Source organism: Umezawaea sp. NPDC059074 (assembly GCF_042738955.1).
GTDB lineage: Bacteria > Actinomycetota > Actinomycetes > Mycobacteriales > Pseudonocardiaceae > Umezawaea.
In genome coordinates this window covers 37,784-61,027 of record NZ_JBHYHC010000040.1, presented here as the reverse complement: position 1 = coordinate 61,027, position 23,244 = coordinate 37,784, and the positions used below count along the sequence as shown (strand labels likewise).

Annotated in this window: 16 protein-coding genes; 9 read left to right on the top strand and 7 right to left on the bottom strand. The window is 71.3% G+C overall.

Annotated elements, in window-relative coordinates; genetic code table 11:
• The gene (locus ACFWW9_RS19860) at positions 1–819 is read right to left on the bottom strand and encodes an SAM-dependent methyltransferase (protein WP_390379531.1); all 819 of its coding nucleotides are present in this window, start codon (positions 817–819) and stop codon (positions 1–3) included.
• A gap of 155 nt (positions 820–974) precedes the next feature.
• Here ACFWW9_RS19860 and ACFWW9_RS19855 point away from each other — a divergent pair, with 155 nt between their 5' ends.
• Together ACFWW9_RS19855 and ACFWW9_RS19850 are read left to right on the top strand one after the other, a co-directional pair.
• Positions 975–2,297, top strand: a complete 1,323-nt coding sequence (locus ACFWW9_RS19855; protein ID WP_390379528.1) for a cytochrome P450 — start codon at positions 975–977, stop codon at positions 2,295–2,297.
• An 18-nt stretch (positions 2,298–2,315) separates the two neighbouring features.
• On the top strand, positions 2,316–3,326 hold the full coding sequence (locus ACFWW9_RS19850) for an alpha/beta hydrolase (RefSeq protein WP_390379525.1): 1,011 nt from the start codon (positions 2,316–2,318) through the stop codon (positions 3,324–3,326).
• Between the two features lie 36 nt (positions 3,327–3,362).
• Here the strand turns inward: ACFWW9_RS19850 and ACFWW9_RS19845 are convergent, their stop codons facing one another.
• Positions 3,363–3,902 (bottom strand): CGNR zinc finger domain-containing protein, encoded by a 540-nt coding sequence (locus ACFWW9_RS19845; protein ID WP_390379522.1) that lies wholly within the window; start codon positions 3,900–3,902, stop codon positions 3,363–3,365.
• Positions 3,903–3,980: 78 nt separating this feature from the next.
• Between ACFWW9_RS19845 and ACFWW9_RS19840 the strand changes: the two genes are divergently transcribed.
• Positions 3,981–4,448, top strand: coding sequence for a DUF664 domain-containing protein (locus ACFWW9_RS19840; protein WP_390379519.1), 468 nt, complete (start codon positions 3,981–3,983; stop codon positions 4,446–4,448).
• Positions 4,445–5,593 carry a MalY/PatB family protein gene (locus tag ACFWW9_RS19835; protein ID WP_390379516.1) on the top strand — a complete coding sequence of 383 codons (1,149 nt, stop codon included), beginning with the start codon at positions 4,445–4,447 and terminating at the stop codon, positions 5,591–5,593. Before ACFWW9_RS19840 ends, ACFWW9_RS19835 begins: the two co-directional genes overlap by 4 nt.
• On the opposite strand, the gene ACFWW9_RS19830 is transcribed toward ACFWW9_RS19835, so the two are convergent.
• Both ACFWW9_RS19830 and ACFWW9_RS19825 read right to left on the bottom strand, forming a co-directional pair.
• Positions 5,586–6,338 (bottom strand): AraC family transcriptional regulator, encoded by a 753-nt coding sequence (locus ACFWW9_RS19830; protein WP_390379513.1) that lies wholly within the window; start codon positions 6,336–6,338, stop codon positions 5,586–5,588. The two genes, ACFWW9_RS19835 and ACFWW9_RS19830, sit on opposite strands and share 8 nt — an antisense overlap.
• Before the next feature lie 10 nt (positions 6,339–6,348).
• The gene (locus tag ACFWW9_RS19825; RefSeq protein WP_390379510.1) at positions 6,349–6,642 is read right to left on the bottom strand and encodes a putative quinol monooxygenase; all 294 of its coding nucleotides are present in this window, start codon (positions 6,640–6,642) and stop codon (positions 6,349–6,351) included.
• Between the two features lie 132 nt (positions 6,643–6,774).
• Here ACFWW9_RS19825 and fxsT point away from each other — a divergent pair, with 132 nt between their 5' ends.
• From fxsT to ACFWW9_RS19810, 3 genes are read left to right on the top strand one after another with little or no spacing between them, the layout of a single operon-like run.
• A complete protein-coding gene (fxsT, locus tag ACFWW9_RS19820; RefSeq protein WP_390379506.1) occupies positions 6,775–9,129 on the top strand; it encodes an FxSxx-COOH system tetratricopeptide repeat protein in 2,355 nt (784 codons plus the stop codon).
• Between the two features lie 56 nt (positions 9,130–9,185).
• A complete protein-coding gene (locus ACFWW9_RS19815) occupies positions 9,186–9,806 on the top strand; it encodes a ClpP family protease (RefSeq protein WP_390379503.1) in 621 nt (206 codons plus the stop codon).
• Positions 9,803–10,393, top strand: coding sequence for a ClpP family protease (locus tag ACFWW9_RS19810; RefSeq protein WP_390379500.1), 591 nt, complete (start codon positions 9,803–9,805; stop codon positions 10,391–10,393). Before ACFWW9_RS19815 ends, ACFWW9_RS19810 begins: the two co-directional genes overlap by 4 nt.
• 4 nt (positions 10,394–10,397) lie before the next feature.
• Here ACFWW9_RS19810 and ACFWW9_RS19805 read toward each other — a convergent pair whose 3' ends face one another.
• Positions 10,398–10,730 carry a helix-turn-helix domain-containing protein gene (locus ACFWW9_RS19805; protein WP_390379497.1) on the bottom strand — a complete coding sequence of 111 codons (333 nt, stop codon included), beginning with the start codon at positions 10,728–10,730 and terminating at the stop codon, positions 10,398–10,400.
• 523 nt (positions 10,731–11,253) lie between these two features.
• Between ACFWW9_RS19805 and ACFWW9_RS19800 the strand changes: the two genes are divergently transcribed.
• Positions 11,254–17,385, top strand: a complete 6,132-nt coding sequence (locus ACFWW9_RS19800) for an RHS repeat domain-containing protein (protein ID WP_390379494.1) — start codon at positions 11,254–11,256, stop codon at positions 17,383–17,385.
• Positions 17,385–17,855, top strand: a complete 471-nt coding sequence (locus ACFWW9_RS19795; RefSeq protein ID WP_390379491.1) for a hypothetical protein — start codon at positions 17,385–17,387, stop codon at positions 17,853–17,855. Before ACFWW9_RS19800 ends, ACFWW9_RS19795 begins: the two co-directional genes overlap by 1 nt.
• A gap of 50 nt (positions 17,856–17,905) precedes the next feature.
• Here ACFWW9_RS19795 and ACFWW9_RS19790 read toward each other — a convergent pair whose 3' ends face one another.
• On the bottom strand, positions 17,906–21,424 hold the full coding sequence (locus ACFWW9_RS19790) for an RICIN domain-containing protein (RefSeq protein ID WP_390379488.1): 3,519 nt from the start codon (positions 21,422–21,424) through the stop codon (positions 17,906–17,908).
• A 154-nt stretch (positions 21,425–21,578) separates the two neighbouring features.
• Positions 21,579–23,237, bottom strand: coding sequence for a cation:proton antiporter (locus tag ACFWW9_RS19785; RefSeq protein ID WP_390379485.1), 1,659 nt, complete (start codon positions 23,235–23,237; stop codon positions 21,579–21,581).
• Positions 23,238–23,244 lie beyond the last annotated feature (7 nt).

Below are 23,244 nucleotides of genomic sequence, written 5' to 3'. Positions count from 1 at the left end.
TCAGGGCTTCCTGGCGACTCCGCCGTAGATCACCATGTTCATCTCCGGGGTGTCGGAGATGTCGCCGCGCCCGGTCGACCGCCACGCGGCGCACCCGACCAGGCCGGGCTCCTCCAGCTCGAAGTCGCCGAACAGGGCCACCACCCGGTCGTGCGGGCGTTCGGTGAGCTGGTCGGCGCTGCGGCTCTCCTCGATCAGGTCCGTCACCTCGGCCAGGCTCTCGTCCTGCCCGTCCGCGGTGACGTGGGAGATCGCCAGGAAGCTGCCGGGGGCGAGCGCGTCGCGGTACCGCGCCACCAGGCCCCACGGGTCGTCGGCGTCCGGCACCCAGTGCAGCATCATCAGCATCAGCAGGCCGACGGGCTGGTCGAAGTCGAGCAGGCCGCGGGTCTCCGGGTGGTCCAGGACCGAGTCCGGGTCGCGCATGTCGGCGTGCACGATGGTCGCGCGGTCGTTGCCCGCGAGCATCAGCTCGCTGTGCGCCACCGCGATCGGGTCCTTGTCCACGTAGACGACCCGGCACTCCGGATCCATCGACTGGGCGACCTCGTGCACGTTGGCCACCGTCGGGATTCCCGAACCGATGTCGAGGAACTGCCGGATTCCCCGCTCGGTCATGAATCGCACGGCCCGACCGAGGAAAGCCCTGTTCACGCGCGCCGCGGAACGCGCGTCCGGCATCACTTTCGCGACGTGCACGGCGAGTTCGCGATCCACCGCGAAGTTGTGCGCGCCACCGAGCAGGAAATCGTACGTCCTCGCCATGCTCGGAACGGAGACGTCAACGCTCTCCGGAACCCACTCCCGTTGAGCCACCACGACCCTCTTTCGCTTGAGTGGAAGCATCCTATGGGGAGAGCGGTCACGCCCCGCTGACCCATCAGAGTGGTCGAGACCACCTGATCGGACGATGCCGCTTTCCCCTGAATGGCCTTTATGGTGGCACATCCCCTGAGTTCGAGCGAGGAGCGGATATGTCCGTGCCGGTGGCCCCTGGCCGCCTTCCGCTGTTCGGTCACACCGTTCGGATGCTGAGGGAGCGCTACCGCTTCACCGCATCTTTGCGGAATAGCGGCGACATCGTCCGGATCGATCTGGGAACGATGCGCACCTATTTCGTGACGAATCCCTCACTCGTCCACGAACTGCTGGTCAAGAAGGGTTCTTCCTTCCGAAAAGGGGCATTGTTCGACAAGTTCCAACCGGTCTTCGGCAACGGTCTGGCCACGTCGAACGGCGCGTTCCACCGCCGCCAGCGCCGGATGGTGCGGCCCGCGTTCCACGGTGAGCGCGTCGCCCTGTACGCGCGGACCATGGCCCGCGCGGCGGCCGACCTGACGGCGGCGTGGCGGCCCGGCGAGGTGCGAGTGGTCGAGGAGGACGCCCAGTCGCTCGCGGTCACCGTCGTCGGGGAGGCGCTGTTCTCCACCGGCATGGGCGACCACGAGATCGAGGAGGTCGGCCGGTCCACGTTCACCGTGCTCAAGCAGGGCATGGTCCGCGCGCTCTCGCCGTCGTTCGTGGAGAGGCTGCCGCTGCGCGGCAACCGCGAGTTCGACGCGGCCGTGGAGCGGCTGCGCACGATCGTGCTCGACGTGGTGCGCGGGTGGCGGGAGGAGGGCGTCGACCGGGGCGACCTCCTGTCCATGCTGCTGATGGCCCAGGACGCGGACACCGGCGAGGGCATGTCGGACGAGCAGCTCCACGACGAGGTCATGACGCTGCTCATCGGCGGCATCGAGACCACGGCGCTGGCGCTGGCGTGGACGTTCCACGAGCTGGGCCGCAACCCCGAGGTCGAACGGCGGGTGCACGCCGAGGTGGACGAGGTGCTCGGCGGGCGGTCGCCCGAGTTCGCCGACCTCGGGAAGCTGGTGTACCTCAACCAGGTCGTCGACGAGGTGCTGCGGATGTACCCCGTCTGGTTCCTCATGCGGCGGGCGATCGCGCCGGTCGACCTCGGCGGCGTGCCGCTGCCCGAGGGCGCCGAAGTGATCTTCAGCCCGCACGCGCTGCACCACGACCCGACGTCGTTCCCCGATCCCGACCGCTTCGACCCGGACCGCTGGTCCTCCGACCGCGCCTCGACGATCCCGCAGGGCGCGTTCATCCCGTTCGGCGCGGGAGCGCGGGGGTGCGTCGGGAACGTGTTCGCCCGAGCCGAGATCGTCATCACCGCGGCGACCGTCGCGGCGAAGTGGCGACTGGTCCCCGTGCCGGGCAAGCCCGCCCGCGTCAAGTTCACGACCGCCGCCTACCCCAGCCGGATGCTGATGACGGTCGTTCCCCGCTCCTGAAAGTGGAGGTAGTGGTTCGTGCTCTGGTCCCGATTCCGACGATTAGGCGCCGTCGTGCTGCTCGCGGCAGGTGTCGGCCTCACGCCCGGCGCGTCCGCCGCGGCGGCTCAGACCCCGTGCGAGGACGTGCGGGTGCCCGTGTCGATCGACCTGCTGGCGCAGACGATGTACGGCAGGCTGTGCGTGCCGCCGGGCGCGAGAACGCTCCAGGTGCTGGTCCCCGGCGGGACGTACACCAGCGCCTACTGGAACATCGGCTACGCGCCGGAGAGCCGGTCGTACCAGCAGGCGATGAGCAGGGCCGGGATCGCCACCATCGCGGTGGACCGGCTCGGCAGCGGGCGCAGCTCGGCGATGCTGAGCGCACTGGTCACGGTGGCGGCCGACGCCAAGGCCGTGCACGCGGTGATCCAGTCGTTGAGGCCGCGGTTCGACCGGGTGGTCGTCGTCGGGCACTCGATCGGCTCGGCCGTCGCGACGGTGGAGGCCACCTCGTACCGGGACGTCGACGGCGTGGTGATCACCGGGTTGTCGCACCAGATCAACCTGCCCGGCGCGATCCCCGTGTTCACCACGCTGATCCCGACCATCCTGGACCCCGTGTTCCAGGACCGCGGCCTCAACCTGGGCTACCTGACGACGGTCGCGGGCACCCGCTACTCGTCGTTCCACACCCCCGGAGCCACGGAGCCGGGCGCGCTCGCGTTCGACGAGGCCACCAAGGACGTCGTCACGGCGACGGAGACGGTGGGCACCGTGCTGGTGGGCAGCCTCATCCCGCTGTCGCGGCAGATCACCGTGCCGGTCATGCTCGTCATGGGCGGTGGCGACGGCAACTTCTGCGGCCCGCCGCTGGGCGCGGACTGCTCGTCGGACGAGGCGCTGCGCGTGTCGGAGGGCCCGTACTACGCGCCCGAGGCCCGGTTGCGCACGCACGTCGTGCCCGGTTACGGCCACTCGCTCAACTACTCCGCGAACGCCCCGGCGTACCACCGGGCGGTCGTCGAGTGGACCAACGGGCTCCGCTGATCCCGCCGAGGGCGGCGGGCTCCCCGCCGTCCTCGGTCAGGCGGTCGCCTTGCGCGACCGGTAGGCCGCCGCCTTCACCCGGTTGCCGCACTCCTCCATGCCGCACCACTGCCGGTTGCCGCCGCGCGACCGGTCCACGAAGATCCGCGTGCAGTCCGCGCCGACGCACTCCTTGAGCGCCAAGTCGCCGATGCCGCCCAGCAGGTCCACCGCGGAGCGCGCGACGTCCGCCGCGACCGCGTCGACCCCGCCGACCCGCGTGACGCCGTCCGGGGTCAGCCGCGCCCGCGCGGGTGTCGCGCCCGCCTCCGCGTTGACGACGGCCAGGTCGTCCGCGTCCCACGGCCACCCGGCCATGCCCTGGCCGACCAGCCGGTAGACCGCCTCGCGCAGCGCGAGCAACCGCCGCCGCCCCGCCGCGTCGACGTCCGGCTCCTCGGTCAGCACGCCCGCCTCGACCGCCCACCGGGCGGAATCCCCTGGCGTGGCCAGGAGCTCCTCGACGGTGCCGCGCCGCCACTTGAGCGTGCCCACGAAGTCGAGGGCCAGGTTCCCGCTGACGAACACGAAAGTCACGTCACCATCTTGACAGGTGACGCGACGGGGAGGCAATGTCACCGGCCAAGCAGGTGACGCCCGCGGTCGGGAGCCGACTTGATCACCACCGACGACTACCTCTACTTCACCGACCGCGCGTTCGACGGCCTGACCGGCATCGTGGCCGGGCTCGGCGACGACCTCGCGAACCGCAAGCCGGACCTCCCCGGAGCCAACACGCCGTACGCGCTGCTCACCCACTGCCTCGGCGTGGTGTCGTTCTGGGCGGGCGAACTCGTGGCGGGCCGCCACGTCGACCGGGAGCGCGCCGCGGAGTTCACCAGTTCCGGCCCCGTGCGCCCGCTGCTCGACGAGGCCGCGGCGGTGCGCGTTCGGTTCGCCGCCGACGTGCGCGCCGCCGTGCCGAACGCCCCGCTGCGCGGCGTGCCGCCACCCGACTTCCTCGGCCCCGACCGGGACCTCACCCAGGGAGCCGCGCTGCTGCACGTCTACGAGGAACTGGCCCAGCACCACGGCCAGATGGAAGTCCTGCGCGACCACCTGACGACCTGGAGCCGCACGTGACCCCGTTCGAGACCGTCGACCACGACCGCCTGCGCTCTGGGCACGGCGTCAAGTGGGGGTCGCTCCCCCGTGACGTGCTCGGCGCGTGGGTCGCCGACATGGACTTCGGCGTGCCGCCCGCGGTGCGCGCGAGCGTCGTCGACCTGGCCGAGCGCGAGGACTTCGGCTACCCGTTCTGGCGCGGACAGGACCCGGTGGTCACGGCGTTCGAGGAGCGCATGGCCGACCGGCACGGCTGGTCCCCGATCCCGGACCGGACCCGCGTGTTCACCGACCTGATCCAGGTGCTCCAGGTCGTCATCGAGCACACCACGGCTCCGGGCGACGGGATCGCCCTGCACGTGCCCACCTACCCGCCGTTCCTGGCGAGCATCGCCCGGTCCGGCCGCCGGATCGTGCCGCTGCCGATGCGGTGGACCCCGTCCGGCTGGGACTTCTCGACCGACGCCCTCGCCGACCGGCTCCAGGGGTGCAAGCTGCTGGTGCTGGTGAACCCGCACAACCCGACCGGCCGCGTCTTCACCCGAGCGGAACTGGCCCCGCTCGCGGACGTGGCCGAGGAACTGGACCTGGTGGTGCTCGCCGACGAGATCCACGCGGACCTCGCCCACGCACCGCACCGGCACGTCCCGTTCGCCGCGCTGGCCCCGCACCGGACCGTCACGGCGACCTCGGCGACCAAGGCGTTCAACATCGCGGGCCTGCGGTGCGCCGTCGCCCACGTCGGCCCGGACCGGACGTGGGACGCCCTGTCGCGGGCCCCGCTGGACTACTTCGGCACCCCGAGCACGGTGAGCCGCGTGGCGACCGTGGCCGCGTGGCGGGACGCGCAGCCGTGGCTGGACGAGCTGTCGAAGGTGTTGCGGCACAACAGGTCCACTGTGGAGCGCTGGGCCTCGGAGCTGCCGTGGGACCTGCGCCACCACGCCCCGGAGGCGAGCTACCTGAGCTGGTTCGACTTCGCCGACACCCCGCTCCGGGACGTGACCCGCCTGGAACGGGAGGCACGGGTGAAGCTCAGCGAGGGGGCCGAGTTCGCGAGCTTCACCGACGTGGACACCAGCACGTTCGCCCGCCTGAACTTCGCCACCAGCCCGTCGACCCTCGCCGAGATCCTCGACCGGATCGGCGGCGCACTCACGTGAAGCTCGCGCGGTAGTCGGTGGGCGTGCGGCCGGTCAGCTCCAGGAACGCGGCGTTGAACGCCGACAGGGACGAGTAGCCGACCGCGAACGCGATCCGCGTCACCGGTTCGTCGCCCGCGGCCAACTCCTCGATCGCGCGCAACAACCGCAGCCGCCGCAGCACCGCCCGCCAGGTCATCCCGGTCTCGTCCGCGAACCGCCGCGCCAACGACCGCGGCGCGAGCCCGACCTCGTTCGCGATGTCCTCGAACCGCACCGGGCCGCCCAGCCGTTCCTCGGTCAGCCGCAACGCCGACCGCAGTTCCGGCGTCCGCCCCGACGGCACCACGACCGGGCTGGGCTGCTCGGCCAACCGCCACGCCACCGCCGCGAGCGCCGTGAACAGCGCCACGGCGTACGGCGTCAACGGCTCCTCGCTCTCCCCCCACTGCCCGCACTCCGCCACCAGTCCACGCGCCAGCGGACTCAGGTCGAACACGGTCAACGACGACGGCGGCACCGGCGCGAACCCCGTGTCGAACAGCACCGACGCCGTGGTGACCGGCCGCGGCACACCGACCCGGATCGGCCGCCCGGCCCGGATCAACGCGGCCCTGGCGGGCGGCAACACCCACGTCCGCCCCTCCGCCTCCAGCCGCAGGGCCCCGGCGGAGGCGCAGAGCAGGTAGTGGCGCTCCACCTGGAGATCCCGAGTGGGCCCGGCCGCGAACGAGCGGACGAAGCTGTACGCCGGACGGGTCACCACGACACCGATCCTAGGAGCCGGTCACCAGTTCGGCCCGGAACCGCCGACTCACCGGAGCCCCGACCATCAACGGCCGCACCGCCTCCCCGAACCGGGCGAACGACTCGGACCCCAGGTAACCGGCGAACGCCCCCTCGTCCTCCCACTCGTGCACGACGGCCACCCCACCCCCTTCCACCGCACACACCCGAAACGCCAGGTTCCCCTCCATGGCCCGCACCCGCTCCCGCTCGGCGTCCAGGTGGGCCAGGGCGGCAGGACGGTCGGCAACGGCGGTGGTGAAGTCGACAATGGCGATGAACACGCTCAGCTCCTCGTTCGTGGTTGGGGACTGAGAAGATCCTCACCCGCGCCCCGCTCGTCCGGCTCCCGCCGACCGGACACCTTCACGCTCCCAACGGACAGCCGCACAACGGCGTTGACAGGACGGTGATCGATGACCGGCGACAGGGTCGTCCAAGACGCGGACGCGGCGGGACAGGCCAAGGTCCTGCAAGCGGGCCGGGACCTCACGTGGGTCGAGGGCGACCTGGTCACCGGCTCATCCGTGCCCGTGATGGAGTCGATCACCTCGACGCCCGCGCTGAACCGGATCCCGGCGGGCCCACGCCAGTTCGTGGGCCGGACCACCGAGTTGGAGCGCTTGGAGCGGGCCGTGACCGCGTCCGGCCGGGCGGTCGTGGTCGCGGTGCACGGGTTGGGCGGCGTCGGCAAGAGCACGGTGGCGAGCCGGTTCGCCGCCCTCACCGAGGACCGCTACACCCTGGCGTGGTGGATCTCCGCCGACTCCCCGGCCGCCATCGACGCGGGCTTGGCCGCCCTCACCACCACACTGGCTCCCCAAACCGCCGACCTGCCCTCGGAGCAGCGCGCCGAACTCGCGGTGCGCTGGCTCGCCACCCACCAGGACTGGCTGCTGGTGCTGGACAACCTCACCACCCCCGCCGACGCGACCGGTCTCCTGGACCGCGTCCGCACCGGCACCATCGTGATCACCTCACGCCAGGCGACCGGCTGGCGCGGCATCGACACCATCTCCCTCGACGTGCTGACCCCCGCGGAAGCGCTCGACCTCCTGACCCGCGTGGTGCGCACCGACTGGCCGACCGCCGATCTGACGGACGCCGACCGCCTGTGCGAGGAGGTGGGCCGACTCCCCCTCGCCGTCGAGCAGGCGGCCGCCTACCTGGCCCAGACCCGCATCACCCCGACCGCGTACCTGGACCTGCTGGCCCACTACCCCGCCAAGATGTTCACCGCCACCGCCGAGGGCACCGACGCCCACCGCACCATGGCCCGCGTCTGGCACGTCACCCTCGACGCCCTCACCACCACTCCCCTGGCGGGCGACCTGCTCCGCCGCCTGGCCTGGTGCGCCCCGGACACCATCCCCCGCCACCTGGTCGCGACCGCCGACCCCGACACCGTGCACGCCCTGGGCAGACTGGCCGCGTACTCCATGATCACCCTCGACGCCGACGCCATCTCCGTCCACCGCCTGGTCCAGGCCGTCACCCGCACCCCGGACCCGACGGACCCCCACCGCCTCCCGACCGACATCGCCCAGGCTTGTGCCACCACGGCCGCCGCTCTCTCAACCGCGCTCGCCAAGGCCGATCCCCGCCTTCCCGCCGATTGGCCCGCCTTCCACACGGTGCTACCCCACGCACGAGCACTCCTCGACCACACACCTCCCGACGCCGACGTCGGAGCACACTGCGACCTCGCCGACCACGTGGGCCTGTACCTCGACGACCAGGGCGACACCACGTCGGCCATCACCCTGCACACCCGCGCCGCCGACGGCCGCCACCGCCTCCACGGCCCCGACCACCCGGCCACGCTGACGTCCCGGAACAACCTCGCCCACGCCTACCGGGCGGCGGGCGACCTGGCCCGTGCGATCTCGCTGTACGCGGCCGCGCTCGCCGACAGCGAACGAGTGCTGGGCCCGAACCACCCCAGCACCCTGACCTCGCGGAGCAATCTCGCGGAGGCCCACCAGTCGGCGGGCGACTTCGCCCGCGCGATCCCACTGCACGAGTCGATCCTGGCCGAGCGCGAACGAGTACTGGGCCCCGACCACCTGAGCACGCTCATCTCGAGGACCAACCTCGCCAACGCCTACGAGTCCGCGGGTGACCTCACCCGCGCCATTCCCCTGCAGGAGGCGACGCTCACCGACTGCGAACGGGTGTTGGGTCTCGACCATCCGCTCACGCTGGGCTCCCGCAACAACCTGGCAGGCGCGTACGAGTCCGCAGGTGACCTCACCCGCGCGATCCCGCTGTACGAAGCCGTTTTGGCCGATCGCCAACGCGTGCTGGGCCCCGACCACCCCGACACTCTCGGCTCGCGCAACAACGTGGCCTACTCCCAGTGGGCGGCAGGTGACCTCGACCGCGCGATCCCCCTGCTGGAGGCGGCGCTCGCCGAGTGCGTGCGGGCGCTCGGACCCGACCACCCGTTCTCCCTGAGCGCGCGGAACAACCTGGCCAGCGGATACGAGTCCGCAGGCGATCTCGGCCGCGCGATCCCACTGCACGAAGCGGTTGTGGCCGACCGCGAACGAGTGCTGGGACCCCACCACCCCCACACGCTCGGCTCGCGCAACAACCTGGCGAGCGCCTACTGGTCCGCCGGTGATCTCAGCCGAGCCGTTCGCCTGTTCGAGGCGACGCTCGACGACGCCGAGCGGGTGCTGGGGCCCGACCACCGTCTGACCAGGACGATCCGGTCGAACATCGAGAACGCGCCGACGCAACCCGGCAGCGGTACTGCCGAGAGCTGATCTGCTCACAGCAGCGAGGCACCCGTGAATCCCTGGTCGGGCGGCAAGGTCAGGGCATGGGCAATGACGAGAAGATGTTCGACCACCGGCTTCGGGAGCGGTTCCTCAGTCAGCGGGTGCTGGTGCTCGACGGGGGGCTCGACGACGACAACGGGACGGTGCTCGCCACGCAGATGCTGTCCCTCGCGAGTGATGATCCTGGCAAGGACATCGCGTTGTGGATCCACTCGCCTGGCGGGTCCGTGCCCGCGATGTTGGCGATTCGCGACGTGATGCGGCTCGTGCCGTGCGACGTGGCGACGCTGGCGTTGGGGCTGGCGTGCAGCGCGGGGCAGTTCCTGCTGTCCGCGGGGACGCCCGGCAAGCGGTTCGCGCTGCCCCACGCCCGCATCCTGATGCACCAGGGGTCGGCGGGGATCGGCGGGTCGGCCGTGGAGGTGCAGGTGCAGGCGGACGACCTGCGGCACACGCGGGACACGGTGCTGGGGCTGATCGCCGAGGACACCGGGCAGCCGATCGAGCGGATCTTCACCGACTCGCTGCACGACCGCTGGTTCACCACGGAGCAGGCCCGCGAGTACGGGTTCATCGACCACGTCGTCACCGGGCTCGACCAGGTCGTGCCGGTGCGCACCCACGGCCTCGGCCTGCACTCGTCGATCGGAGCGCGCGCATGAGCACGTACACCATCCCCAACGTCATCACCCGCAACGCGGGCGGCGAGCGGATCATGGACGTCTACTCGCACCTGCTGTCCGAGCGGATCGTCTACCTCGGCACCGCGATCGACTCCGGCGTGGCCAACGCGCTGATCGCGCAGCTCCTGCACCTGGAGGCGGACAGCCCGGAGCGGGAGATCAACCTGTACATCAACTCCGAGGGCGGCGACCCGTCCGCGATGCTCGCGCTGTACGACACCATGAGCTTCATCCGGGCCCCGGTCGCGACGACGTGCGTCGGCCAGGCCGTCGCGGCGGGCGCGGTGCTGCTGGCGGCGGGCGAACCGGGCCACCGCTTCGTGCTGCCGCACACCCGCGTGGTGCTGCACCAGCCCGCGGCGCAGGGCCGCGGCACGATCCCGGACCTGATCCTCCAGGCCGACGAGGTGGTGCGGGTGCGAACCCAGTTGGAGGAGATCCTGTCGAAGCACACCGGCCGCGACGTCGAGGACCTGCGGCACGACACCGACCGCGACCGGGTGTTCGACGCCGGGAGCGCCGTCGCCTACGGCCTGGCCGACCACGTCCTCGACCGCAGGCCGTGACCCCTCACGCGGCGAGCAGCACGGGTCCCGTCGGACGCCGCCCCACGGCGAGATCCGTGCCCCGCCGCCGAACCGTGCCCGCGATCCCGGTCAGCAGGTCCGCAAGCTCGACCCCGAGCGCTCCGGTGACCGCCGCGATCATCTCGCTGGACGGCTCCTTGCGCCCGCGCTCGATCTCCGACAGGTACTGCGGCGAGATCCCGGCCTTCTCGGCCACGTCCACCAACCGCCCACCCTGCTCCTCACGGGTGGACCGCAGGCTCCGCCCCAGTACCTCGCGCCACAACGGCTCCGGCTCGGAGGTCTGCTCGCGGTGGAAGGGAAGGATGTCCGCCATCCCACCATCCTGACACCCACGCCCCACCCCGAAACCCCCGTTTCGCTCCCGGCGGAACGGGGCCGACGTCGTCACCGCCGTCCGGGCCAGGTCCGGATGTCGGGCGACTCCCGGTCGCGGGAGTCACTTCACGGGGAACGACCGCATCGTGCTGTACCAGCACTCCGAGCACCGCAGTGTCGTGAGCACGATGGGAGAGCGGCCCTTTCGCACCGCCACGGCGTGGAATCGCCCAGCAGCGGAAAGCGCTTACCTTCGAGCGGCCGAGCAACCGTGAACTTCGGCATCCCGAAGGCATTTCCACCCCCTCGAACCGCCGCCGATCCCCCGACTGCGCGATCGGACCCGAGGATCGCTGAGCCGACCGGGCGCATTCGGGCAAATCGGCGCAAAGCGCATGAACCCCGGCGGAACGGAAGAACTTCAACCCACGGGGAAAGGTGTGTCTGCCCGTTCTGCCCACCCCGAGTATTCCTCCCAGGCAGTCATGCCTGAGTCGTGAACATGCGTGGGAGGGCACTGCATGACACCCAGATCTCGCAGATGGGCCGGTGCGGCGATAGCCGCTGTGGTAGCCGCCGGTCTCGTCACAGCGATCCCGCCGAGCGCACAGGCCGAACCCGAGTGGTCGGCGTCCACCGAGAAGTCCACACCCGTCACGGCGGCGGCGGCCCAGTCGTCCGAACCCGACGCCGCGGAGGAGAAGGCGCTCAAGGGGTCGCCCGCGATCTCCTGGCCCGCGGCCTCCATCACCGACGCCAAGCTGAGCTCGCAACAAGCGTCCGCGGGACCGATCACCGTGACGCGCACGGCGGACGCGAAAACCTCTGCCGACAAGGCGATCCGGGTCGAGGTGCTCGACCGCAGGCTCGACGGGCCGGTGTTCCGGCTCGCGGGCGCGAAGGACGAGCCGCTGAAGGTCGCCGTCGACTACTCCGGCTTCCGCGACGCGTACGGCGGCGACTGGGCCTCCCGGCTCCGGCTGGCCGCGCTGCCCGACTGCGCGCTGACCTCGCCGGACAAGGCCGACTGCCAGGCGACCCCGGTCCACACCACCAACGACGGTTCCGGCACCCTGACCGCGGAGGTCGCGCCGAGCAACGACAAGCAGCTGTTCGCCGTCACCGCCGCGGCTTCCTCCGGGGCGGGCGACTACCAGGCGTCCTCGCTGTCGCCGGGGTCGACGTGGTCGACCGGCGCGTCCTCCGGCGACTTCACCTGGCAGTACGACATGGGCGTGCCGCCCGCGCTGGAGGGCCCCGACCCGGACCTGTCGCTGTCGTACTCGTCCGGCAACGTCGACGCCCGCACCTCGGCCACGAACAACCAGCCGAGCTGGGTCGGCGAGGGCTTCGACTTCAACCCCGGCGGCTACATCGAGCGCCGGTACACCGGGTGCGCCTCCGACCTCAAGGACAGCAGCACCACCAAGAAGACCGGCGACCTGTGCTGGCGCACGGACAACGCCACGCTGTCGCTCAACGGCACCGGCGGCGAGCTGGTGCGCGACGACGCGACCGGCGCGTGGCGGCTGCGCAACGACGACGGCTCGAAGATCGAGCGGGTCACCGGCACCGACAACGGGGACAACGACGGCGAGTCGTGGAAGATCACGTCCAAGGACGGCGTCCAGTACTTCTTCGGCCTGCACAAGCTGCCGGGGTGGGTCTCCGGCAAGCAGGCGACGAACTCCACCTGGACGGTCCCCGTCTTCGGCAACCAGGCAGGCGAACCGTGCCGCCAGAGCACGTTCGACACGTCCTACTGCACGCAGGCGTGGCGCTGGAACCTCGACTACGTGGTCGACGCCCACGGCAGCACGATGAGCTACTTCTACCAGAAGGAGACCAACAACTACTCCCGCAACCTGACCGCCACCAAGGTCAGCAACTACGTGCGGGACGGGTACCTGGAGCGGATCGAGTACGGGCAGCGCGACGGCGCGGTGTACACCACTCCCCCGATCGCCCAGGTCGCGTTCACCGTGGCCGACCGGTGCATCCCCGGCACGCAGTGCGTCACGACGCAGCCGCAGAACTGGCCGGACACCCCGCTGGACCAGCAGTGCGCGAGCACCACGAACTGCGGCACCAAGTACACGCCGACGTTCTGGACGCAGAAGCGGCTGGCGAAGGTCACCACGAAGGTGTGGAACTCCACCGCCCCCAAGGACGTGGACTCCTGGACGCTGACGCACAGCTTCCCCGCACCCGGTGACGGCACGCGGGCGGGCATGTGGCTCGCGTCGATCCAGCGCACCGGGCTCGTCGGCGGCACCGTCACGCTGCCAGCCGTCACCTTCGACGGCCAGCAGATGGCCAACCGCGTGGACGGCATCGACGGCATCCCGCCGATGAACTGGTGGCGGATGAAGGCGATCAGGTCGGAGACCGGCGGCGAGCTGGCGGTGACCTACCTGCCGAAGGAGTGCGCCGCGCCGTCGAACCTGCCCTCGCAGGACGCCAACGCGAAGCGGTGCCACCCCCTCAAGTGGACGCCGGACTCGCTGGACGACCTGTCCAAGGAGCGCACCGACTGGTTCCACAAGTACGTGGTGTCCGACGTGACCGAGAAGGACCTGACGACCGGCCTCGCGCCGGAGGTCACGCACCTGGACTACGTCGGCACCCCGGCGTGGCACCACGACGAGGAGGACGGCCTGATCCCGGCCGAGCGCAAGACCTGGTCGCAGTGGCGCGGCTACGACCGCGTCCGCACGCTCAAGGGCGCGTCGACCGGTGAGCGCGAGCAGGCCGAGGTCCTCTACTACCGGGGCATGGACGAGGACAGGACGGCCTCGGGCGGTGTGAAGGACGTCAAGGTCGTCGACTCGAACGGCGTCGCCGTCGAGGACAGCAACGACCTCGCGGGCGCGGAACGCGAGCGGATCACCTACGACAAGGCGGGCGGGCAGGTCACCGAGCGGTCCATCACGGACCCGTGGGTGTCGGCGCCGACCGCGACCCGCGTGCGCAGCTGGGGCACGACCAAGGCGTACAAGGTCGGCGAGTCCGCGGTGCGCCAGACGGAGGTCCACCCCGGCGGCGGGCAGCTCAAGACCGGGTCGAACAACGTCTACGACGCCAACGGCCTGTTGCAGCGGACCGAGCAGCTGCACGACCTGGCCAACCCGAACGACGACACCTGCACCCGCTACAGCTACTCGCACAACCCGGCCACGGGTGTCCTGGACGTGGAGTACCAGGAGGAGACCGTCGCGGTCGCGTGCGACAAGACGCCGACCATGCCCGCGGACCTGGTCGATGTCGAGCGCACCTACTACGACGACAGCGAGACCCTCGGCGCGGCGCCGCTGCGCGGTGACCCGACCAAGCGGGAGGAGCTGAGCGGGTGGGCCAACGGGCAGCCCACCTTCAAGACGGTCGGGCGCGCGGTCTACGACGTCTACGGTCGCCAGACCGAGGCGTCCGACGTGTTCGGCAGGAAGAGCCGGACGTCGTACACGTCCACCACGGGCGGCCCGGTCACGAAGGTGACGACGACCAACCCGCTGGACCAGACGTCGACCACGGAGTACGAGCCCGCGTGGGGTGAGCCGACCGTCGTCGTCGACACCAACGGCAAGCGCAGCGAGTCGGCGTACGACCCGCTGGGCCGCGTCGTGAAGACGTGGGCGCCGGGCCGGGACCGCTCGCAGAGCCCGAGCACCGAGCACGCCTACGTGGTGCGCACGAACGGCGCGAACACCGTCACCAACCGCACGTTGCAGCCGGACGGCGGGTACGTCACCGACATCGACCTGTTCGACGGGCAGATGCGGCAGCGGCAGAGCCAGGACCCCGCGCCCGGCGGCGGCCGGGTCGTCACGGACACGATCCACGACGCGCGCGGCCTGGAGATCAAGACCAACGGCCCGTACTACAACGACGCTCCGCCGGGGACGGACGTGGTGGTGCCGGACGAGGCGGCGCTGCCCGCCCAGACCGTGTTCGAGTACGACGGCCAGGACCGGCTCACGGCCGAGGTGTTCAAGGTCGAGGGCGTGGAGAAGTGGCGGACCACGCACAGCTACTCGGGCAACCGCTACGACATGGACCCGCCCGACGGGGACACGCCGACGAGCAAGTTCATGGACGCCGAGGGCAGGCTCGTCGAGCTGCGCCAGTACAAGGGCAACTCGCCCACCGGCGACTACGACGCCACGAAGTACACCTACACCCAGCACGGCCAGTTGGAGACCGTGACCGACGCCGCCGGGAACGTGTGGCGGCAGGAGTACGACCTGCTGGGCCGCGAGGTCAAGACGACCGATCCCGACCGCGGCGTCACCGAGACGACCTACAACGAGGGCGACCAGGTCGCGACGCGCAAGGACGCCCGCGGCACGGTGCTGGCGTTCGCCTACGACGAGGTCGGCAGGCAGACGGCCGTGCACGAGGGGTCGCTCTCCGGCCCCAAGCGGCTGGAGTGGACGTTCGACAAGCTGGCGGACGGCACCTCCGTTCCGGGCGTCCCGGTGTCCTCGACCAGGTACGTCGGCGGCAACGCCTACAAGCAGGAGGTCACCGGCGTCGACGCGGGCAACCGGCCGACCGGGCTGAAGATCACCGTCCCGACGTCCGAGGGCAAGCTCGCGGGCGAGTACCGGTTCGCGACCACGTACCGCCCGGACGGCGAGGTCGCCGAGGCGACGCTGCCCGCGGCGGGCGGTCTGGCCGAGGAGAAGCTGACCTACGGCTACAACAGCGCGGGCCTGCCGACCACGCTGACGGGCAAGACGTCCTACGTCACCGGCACCACCTACACGCCGTACTCGGAGCCGCAGCAGGTCACGCTGTCCGCGGGCGGCAAGTGGGTCAAGCGGTCCGCCGAGTACGAGATCGGCACCCGGCGGCTCACCCGCACGGTGACCGAACGGGAGACGACGGGCCGCGTGGTGGCCAACACGTCGTTCTCCTACGACCAGGCGGGCAACATCACCCGCCTGCGCAACCAGCCGGGCTCGGACACCGCCGAACCCGCCGACACGCAGTGCTTCAAGCAGGACTACCTGCGCCGGATGACCGACGCGTGGACCCCCGCCGACGGCGACTGCGCCACCGCGCCCGCGTCGAGCGCGCTGGGCGGCCCCGCGCCGTACCGGCACGCGTGGACCTACGACAAGGCGGGCAACCGGACGGGTGAGACCAAGGTCGGGGCCGACGGGCTCGCCACGGCCAGCACCTACACCTACCCGGCGCCCGGCCAGGCCCGGCCGCACGGCGTGCAGAAGATCACCACGACCGGGCCCGCGGGCACGAAGGTCGACGAGTTCGGCTACGACGCCACGGGCAACACCACCGGCCGGAAGATCGGCGCGGCGCCGGGCCAGGTCCTGGAGTGGGACGCCGAGGGGCAGCTCACCAAGGTCACCGAGGGCTCCAAGGTCACGTCCTACGTCAACGACGCCGAGGGCGATCGGCTGCTGCGCAAGGACAGCAAGGGCACCACGCTGTACCTCGGCACCACCGAGGTGCTGCTCACGTCCGCGGGCGCGCTGGAGGGCACGCGGCACTACGTGCACGACGACGAGACCGTCGCCGTGCGCACCTCCGACGACCGGCTGCACTGGTTGGACCCCAACCACGTCGGCACGGCCGAGCTGTCGATCGACGCGGAGACCCAGGCCGTCACGCGGCGGCGGACCGACCCGTTCGGCGGCGCGCGAGGGGCGACGCCCACGACGTGGCCGAGCCAGCAGGGTTTCGTCGGCGGCACGATCGACGCGGACACCGGGCTCACCCAGCTCGGCGAACGGGCCTACGACCCGGTGCGCGGCCGGTTCGCCTCGGCCGACCCGGAGATCGACTTCGGCGAGCCGCAGCAGCTCAACGCCTACGCCTACGCCAACAACAACCCGGTCACCTACTCCGACCCGGACGGCCGGTTCTGGGTGGTCATCGCCAGGGTCGTGGTCACCAGGGTGCTCGTGCCGGTGGTCAAGCGGTTCGTGGTGCCGGTGCTGAAGAAGGTCGGCAGCTGGGTCGCCAAGAAGGTGTGGTCCGGCCTGGCCTGGCTGGGGCGCAAGCTCGGCATCGCCTGGTCGTGGGTCGTCAAGACGGTGCGGTCGTTCGTGGTCAAGCTCGTCCGCGTCTGGATACCCAAGCTGATCAAGAAGATCCAGAAGTCGAAGATCTGGAAGGAGGCCAAGAAACTCGCCAAGAAGATCGGCAAGAAGTTCGTCCACTACGTCAAGAAGGGGATCAACAAGGTCAAGCAGCTCTGGAAGAAGGCCAAGGAGAAGGTCAAGGAGCGGAAGAAGCCGCGGAAGAAGCAGAAGGAGAAGGCCAAGGAGCCGACCCCGGAGCTGGTCGCGATCGGCAAGAACACCACGACCGGGCCGCAAGTCGTGCGGGACACCGACTTCGAGCGGGTGGGCGACGACGTCCTGCCGCAGAACGGGAAGGCCAGGCCGAAGGGGACGTCCACCTACGACACCGAGGAGAACCTGCGCAAGAACGTCGGTGGCGCGATGTGGCGGCTGCCCAAGGGCACGCACCTGCCGGAAGGCCTCGACTGGGTCAAGGACGACGACCCGAAGGGCCACCACACGATCTACGCGACCCGCAAGATGCCGTTCGACGAGTACAAGGCCAAGATCGAGGGCCTGCCGTGGGAATATGTCAAGAAGGTCAAGAAGGACAAGGGGGACTGATGGCCGACAAGGCGTGGAAGGCGCTGGACCGGGCGACCGACTCGTACCTCCGCGCGGGGGACGTCGTCCTGACCGGCAAGGCCGTCGAGACCCTGCGCGAACGGCTCGGCGCGAGTGATCCCACCGCGTTGCGGCTGATCGGCGACCGCGCCCCGGACCGGCCGGAACTGGTGCGCGAGCTGATGCCGGAGCTGTTCGCGGCGGCGCTCGGCATCACCCCGTACGCGGCTCGGGCCAGGTTCGTCCTGGCCGGGCTGCACCCGGCGGCGCGCGACTCGCTGCTGGAACCGCTGGTGTCGCGGGAGATCGCGGACCCGGACCCGGAGCGGTGGGACGAGCTGCGGGGCCTGGCGATGCTGCTGGAGCAGATCGGCAGGGACGACATGCTGGAGTTCCTGAAGGACGCCGTGCGCGACTCGCCGGAGGAAGCCCTCCGGTGGATCGCGGAGGACTTCCCCGAGCACGGCTAGTCGAACACCGGGGAAGGGGGGTGGTCGCTCACGCGGCCACCCCCCTTTCGCTACGGCTCGATCCGCAGCGCGTACCGCTGGTTGGCCAGTCCGGAGCAGGTCACCTGCACCACGGCGATGTTGTCGCCGGTGCCCGCGCCGGTCACGGTGAGGCACTTGTCGCTGTGCACGATCCGCGGCTGCACGACCACGTCCATCCCGGACCCGCCGACGTAGTCCAGCCGGAACTGCTGGTTCGCCTGCGGCACCCCGGACGGGTCGCACGTGTACTGCGCGACGGCGGCGTTGTCCTCCCGCTTGTACCCGCCGATGTCCAGGCACTTGCCCGAGGACGCGACCTTGAACCGGTAGTACGGCGTGGCGCCGATGCGGAGCAGTTCGAACTGCTGGTTCCCCGCCCCCGCCACGCAGGCCTGCTGCTGGGCGAGGCCGCCGTTGGCGACGTTGCCCGCCGGGACGCCCGCGCACTTGTCCGTGTGCGTGGGCTGCAAGCGGTAGCGCCTTCCCGGCTCCACGTAGACGGAGTCGGCGACGTCGGCGACCCGGCCGGTCCAGTCGGTGCGCTTGGCCGCGAACGCCGTGCCGGTGGACAGGAACGTGTGCAGCTGCCGGTTGCCGCCGCCGGTGTCGTACAGCGTCGCGATGTCACCCTTGCCGTCGCCGTTGAAGTCGCCCGCGGCGAGCACGGTCTTCCTGGCGTCGAAGGTGTTCGCCGCGCCGCTGTCCCACCCGACCGACGTGGCCCAGGTCCCGGTGCCCGCAGTGAACACGACCACCTGCGTGGAGGCGTTGCCCCGGTCGTACTCGGCCACGATCTCGTCCCGGCCCGCCGCGTCGCCGGTGACGTTGGTCGCCGCGAACGTGGCCCGCGCCCGGTCGAACGTCGTCGTGCCGCTGTCCCACTGCTGCACGGGAGCCGCGAAGGAGGTGCGGTTGGACACGTGCAGCCACAGCTTGGTCGCCGTCGCGCCCGCGACACCGCGGAACGCCGCCAGGTCGTCGTCACCGTCGCCGTCGAAGTCCCCCGCGACCGGCGACAGCTGGTTCACGTCCAGCCCGTTCGCGCCGCTGTCCCACTGGAGCACGGGCGCGGCGAACCCGCCGCCGCTCGCGAGGTGCACCCACAGCCTGGTCTGCGCGCCCGTGAGCCCCTGGAACACGGCGAGGTCGTCGTCACCGTCGCCGTCGAAGTCGCCCGCCGCGAGCCGCAGGTGGGACAGCCGGTAGTCGCCGCTCCACGCCGGTTCGCCCTCGGCGTCGAACCGGTTGCCGTCCGAGCGCAGCAGGAACAGCCGCACCTTGCGGTCCGGGTCCTCCCGCAGCACCGCGATGTCGGACCGGCCGTCGCCGTCGAAGTCGCCGTTCGCGCTCTTGACCCGGTAGAGCGGGAAACCGCCGCTGACGTCGGTGTCCCAGCCGACGTAGCCGGAGGAGAACCCGCCGCCGGTGGACAGGAAGTTCCACGCCGCCGTCCGGCCGTCGCCCTGGTCGAACAGCGTGGCGAAGTCCGCCCGCCGGTCGCCGTTGGTGTCGGCCCGCACAGCCGTGCCAGGCACCGCGCGCAGGGTCGCCGTGAGCGTCCACACCGGACCGGACGGGCTGATGTTGCCCGCCCGGTCGACCGCGCGGACGAACAGCGACTTCGTGCCGCCGGACGCGTCGTCCCACAGGGTGATCGGCACGGTGGCCGAGCCCGCCGCGTCGGCGGCGACCCACATGGTCGTCTTGTCCTGCTGGAACCCGTACCGGAACCCGGCGACGTCCGCGTCACCGGTGGCGCGGGTGAACGTCACCGTGCCCAACTCCCCCACCGCCCGCACCGGTGTGCCGTCGGGGAAGTCGGCGGAGGCGACGGTGGGCAGTCCGGGCCGGGTGCGGTCGACGGTGAAGTAGCAGCGCGCGGAGTCGGTGCTCGGCAGGCCCGCGTCCCGGATCCGGGACCGGTAGTTGAACACCTTCGTCGGCTGGTCCTCCGGCAGGACGCCGGTCGGCAGCGGCGACCAGGCGAACGCGCCGCCGGAGGCGATGGTCGGCCCGTCCACGGTCTTGACCACGACGTCGCCGTCGAGGATCTCCAACTGGCCGCGCACGTTGTCGTTGTCCGGGTCGGACGCGATGGCCGAGAACGTGGGCGTGGCGGTGTTGAGCGCCGTCGGGGCGGTCGCGGTGCCGCACGGCGTCGGCGGGACCGTCGTGAAGTTCAGCGGAGGGCGCGGCGCGATGTTGTACTCGACGACGAGCCGGGCGGTCGCGGGGAGGAACTTCTTCCACTGGTTGTTGTCGCTCTCGTTCGGCGCGCGGAAGCCGAACGTCAGCGTGCCCGTGCCGTTGGTCGCGGTGGTCTGCACCAGCGTCTTCAACGCCGTCGAGGAGAACTCCATCGGCATGTCCGGCTGCGTGGTGCCGCAGCCGCCCGCCTCGTTGGCGTGGCCGGACCGGGTGTCCAGCTTGGTCAGCCAGTGGGACGTGGTGTTGTTCCAGGTGACCGCGTTCGCCGGATCGATCGCCCTGGTGTGCCAGAAGTCCACCGGCGTCGAGGCGCAGCCGCCGGAGTGGTCGAGCGTGACGGCGAACCACGTGTCCAGCACCCGCCCGCCCGCGAACGGGGCGGTGTTGACCTGGAAGAACGACCGGTAGCGGGAGGTGGGTGAGCTGTAGCTCTGGTAGCCGACCCGCGAGGTGTCGCGCTGGCTCGTCCAGTACGACGTGGTCGGCGAGTAGGAGTTCACCGACGTCCAGCGGTACTGCGTGGCGCTGTAGGACGGGTCGATGTAGAGCGGGAAGGACGTGGTCGGGGACGTGAGCATCGCCGCGTCCGGCAGCACGGCCAGTTCGCCGTCGCGGACCTCCAGCCCGATCGGCCGGTGGTCGACCTCCGGGACGGCGGTGGCCGCGACCAGCCCCGCCGGGGAGGCGGGCGTGTCCCACATGACGGGGCTGCCGGACACGAAGACCGCGTTCCCGGCGTCGTCGACGGCTGTCGTGGCCCCGTTCTCGCCCGCCACGATCCGCACGCCGTGCCCGGCCGTGCCGTACGTGATCTCCCGCAGGTCCGGGTTCGCCGCCGCGGCGGCGTCGTGCACCACGAGCACCTGGGAGAACCCGTCGAGGTCGGCCCGCACCCGCAGGTCCACACCGGGCAGGACCTCGCGGTAGGTCGCGGTGTCACCGTCCAGGTCGGGCTCGGGCAGCGTGCGCGGCCACGACAGCGACAACTCCCTGCCGTCACGGCGGACGCTCGCCAGCGCGTCGTCCCCGCCGCCGGAGAACCGCACCGGCACGGGCGTCACCTTCGGCCGCACGGCCCCGTCCGAGCCCCGGACGAGCGTCGTGTCGACCGGCGCCCACCCGGCCGCGGTCTTCGCGCGGAACGGCCGGACGAACTCCTCGACCGTCCGCGTCCCGGACGGGTTCTGGAACACGCGGGTCGTCTCGGTCCCCAGCTCCACCAGTTCCACCGGCGCGTCCGGTGCGACCGGCACGGGGTCCGCTTGCGCGGGCGCGCCGACCACCACGCACACCAGCAGGGCGGCACACGCCAGCGGGAGTGCCGCTCGTCTCGATCTCATGCTCGGGTCCCCTCGACCAGGACGAGGACGTGGACAGCGCGCCCCGACACCCGCTGCGGCCCCCAGGCCGTGTCCCCGCAGCGGAATACTCGCAGGTTGGCCGGGCAGCGGAAAGTGTTGTGGTTGTGGGGAAAACGCCGACCGGCGCGGTGGCTCAGGCGGCCGGGCCGCCGCGCATCTCCAGGGTGATCTGGGCCGCGTCCAGGTTGGCCAGCGCGCTCGCCAGGACGTCCGCGTCGAAGGTGCCGTTGTCGCGGGCGTCGAGCAGCACCGAGCGCTGGGCGGCGATGACGTCGAGGCGGTGGCGTTTGGTCACGGCGTACGTCTCCGGGGTGGGATCGCCCGTGGGGTGCGGCGGTTCGTCGACCGATTCCGCGCTCGTCTTGAGCAGGTCCATGATCCGGGTCCGCTCGGCCGTGGCCTGCTCGTCGGCGGTGGCGCGGTCCACGTCCGGCGCGATGAGCCCGAGCAGCGGTCCGATGGTGCCGCCCTGGACCAGCAGGGAGAGCATGGCGACCGCGAACGCGATGAGCACGAGGACCGAGCGCTGCGGGGTGTCGTCGGGGAGGGTCTGCGCCGCGGCCACGGTCACCGCGCCGCGCATCCCCGCCCACACGACCGCGACGCCGTCGCGCCAGCCGAGCGGTTGCCGGAGGAAGTAGTCGATGTCGGCGACCATGCGGGTGATCCGGACCGCGAACCGGTCGAGCTGCCGCTCCGACACCCGCCGCCTGCGGGACTGGACCTCCTGGAAACCCTCGGGTGTGCTCAGGCGCTCGTGCAGGTCGAGGACCCTGTCCCGCGACTCCTCCCGACGCCGACCGCGGCGGCGCAGGAAGCCGAGCAGCGGGGCGATGTACGCCGCGCGCACCAGGATCGTGAGGGCCAGTGCCCCGGCGGCGATGAGCACGGACGTGCCGACGCCCGCGTGGTCCTGCTGCACGTTCGCGACGATCGACTTGATCTGCAGGCCCATCGTGAGGAACACCGCGCCCTCGAGGACGAGTTCGACCGTGCGCCAGTTCTGCGAGTCCGACAGCCGGTTCTGCGGCGACAGGTCGCGCGGCGCGCGGATCCCCGTGACCAGGCCCGCCACGACCGCCGCGACGAGGCCGGACGCCCCGAGGTGCTCGGCGGGCACGGACGCGAGGAACGGCACCGTGAACGACAGCACGGTGTTGACGGCCGGGTCGGTGACCCTCTTGCGCACCACCAGGTTGAGCCACCCGACCAGCCCGCCGACCACGAGCGCGCCGACGACCGAGTAGGCGAACGTGCCCACCGAGCCCCAGAACGAGAACGTGGAGGCGGTGGCGACGATCGCGGTGCGGAGGAGCACGAGCGCGGTGGCGTCGTTGAGGAGGCTCTCCCCGTCGAGCATCGCCACGACGCGTTTGGACACCGCCGTCTGCTTGACGATGGACGTCGCCACGGCGTCCGTCGGGCTGACGATCGCCCCGAGCGCGACACCCCACGCGAACCCCAGGCCGGGCACGACCAGCGAGAAGAACAGGCCGAGCAGCAGCGCGCTGGCGACGACGAGCACGACGGACAGTCCGCTGATCGCCCCGAACTCGCGGCGGAAGTTCATCGACGGCATCGACACCGCGGACGAGTACAACAGCGGCGGCAGGACGCCCTCGAGGATCCACTCGGGCTCGATGTGCGCCGACCCGAACACCGGCAGGAAACTGGCGGCGACGCCGATCGCGACGAGCACGAGCGGCGCCGCGACCCTCAGGCGCGGCCCCACGAGGGTGGCGGCGGCGATCACCACGAACGCGGTCACGATCACGACGAGCGGTTCGGTCACGGCACCA

Coding starts and splice junctions, on each gene's coding strand:
- ACFWW9_RS19855 (WP_390379528.1), top strand. CDS start 975: ATGTCCGTGCCGGTGGCCCCTGGCCGCCTTCCGCTGTTCGGTCACACC.
- fxsT (WP_390379506.1), top strand. CDS start 6,775: ATGACCGGCGACAGGGTCGTCCAAGACGCGGACGCGGCGGGACAGGCC.
- ACFWW9_RS19815 (WP_390379503.1), top strand. CDS start 9,186: ATGGGCAATGACGAGAAGATGTTCGACCACCGGCTTCGGGAGCGGTTC.
- ACFWW9_RS19810 (WP_390379500.1), top strand. CDS start 9,803: ATGAGCACGTACACCATCCCCAACGTCATCACCCGCAACGCGGGCGGC.
- ACFWW9_RS19805 (WP_390379497.1), bottom strand. CDS start 10,730: ATGGCGGACATCCTTCCCTTCCACCGCGAGCAGACCTCCGAGCCGGAG.
- ACFWW9_RS19800 (WP_390379494.1), top strand. CDS start 11,254: ATGACACCCAGATCTCGCAGATGGGCCGGTGCGGCGATAGCCGCTGTG.
- ACFWW9_RS19795 (WP_390379491.1), top strand. CDS start 17,385: ATGGCCGACAAGGCGTGGAAGGCGCTGGACCGGGCGACCGACTCGTAC.
- ACFWW9_RS19790 (WP_390379488.1), bottom strand. CDS start 21,424: ATGAGATCGAGACGAGCGGCACTCCCGCTGGCGTGTGCCGCCCTGCTG.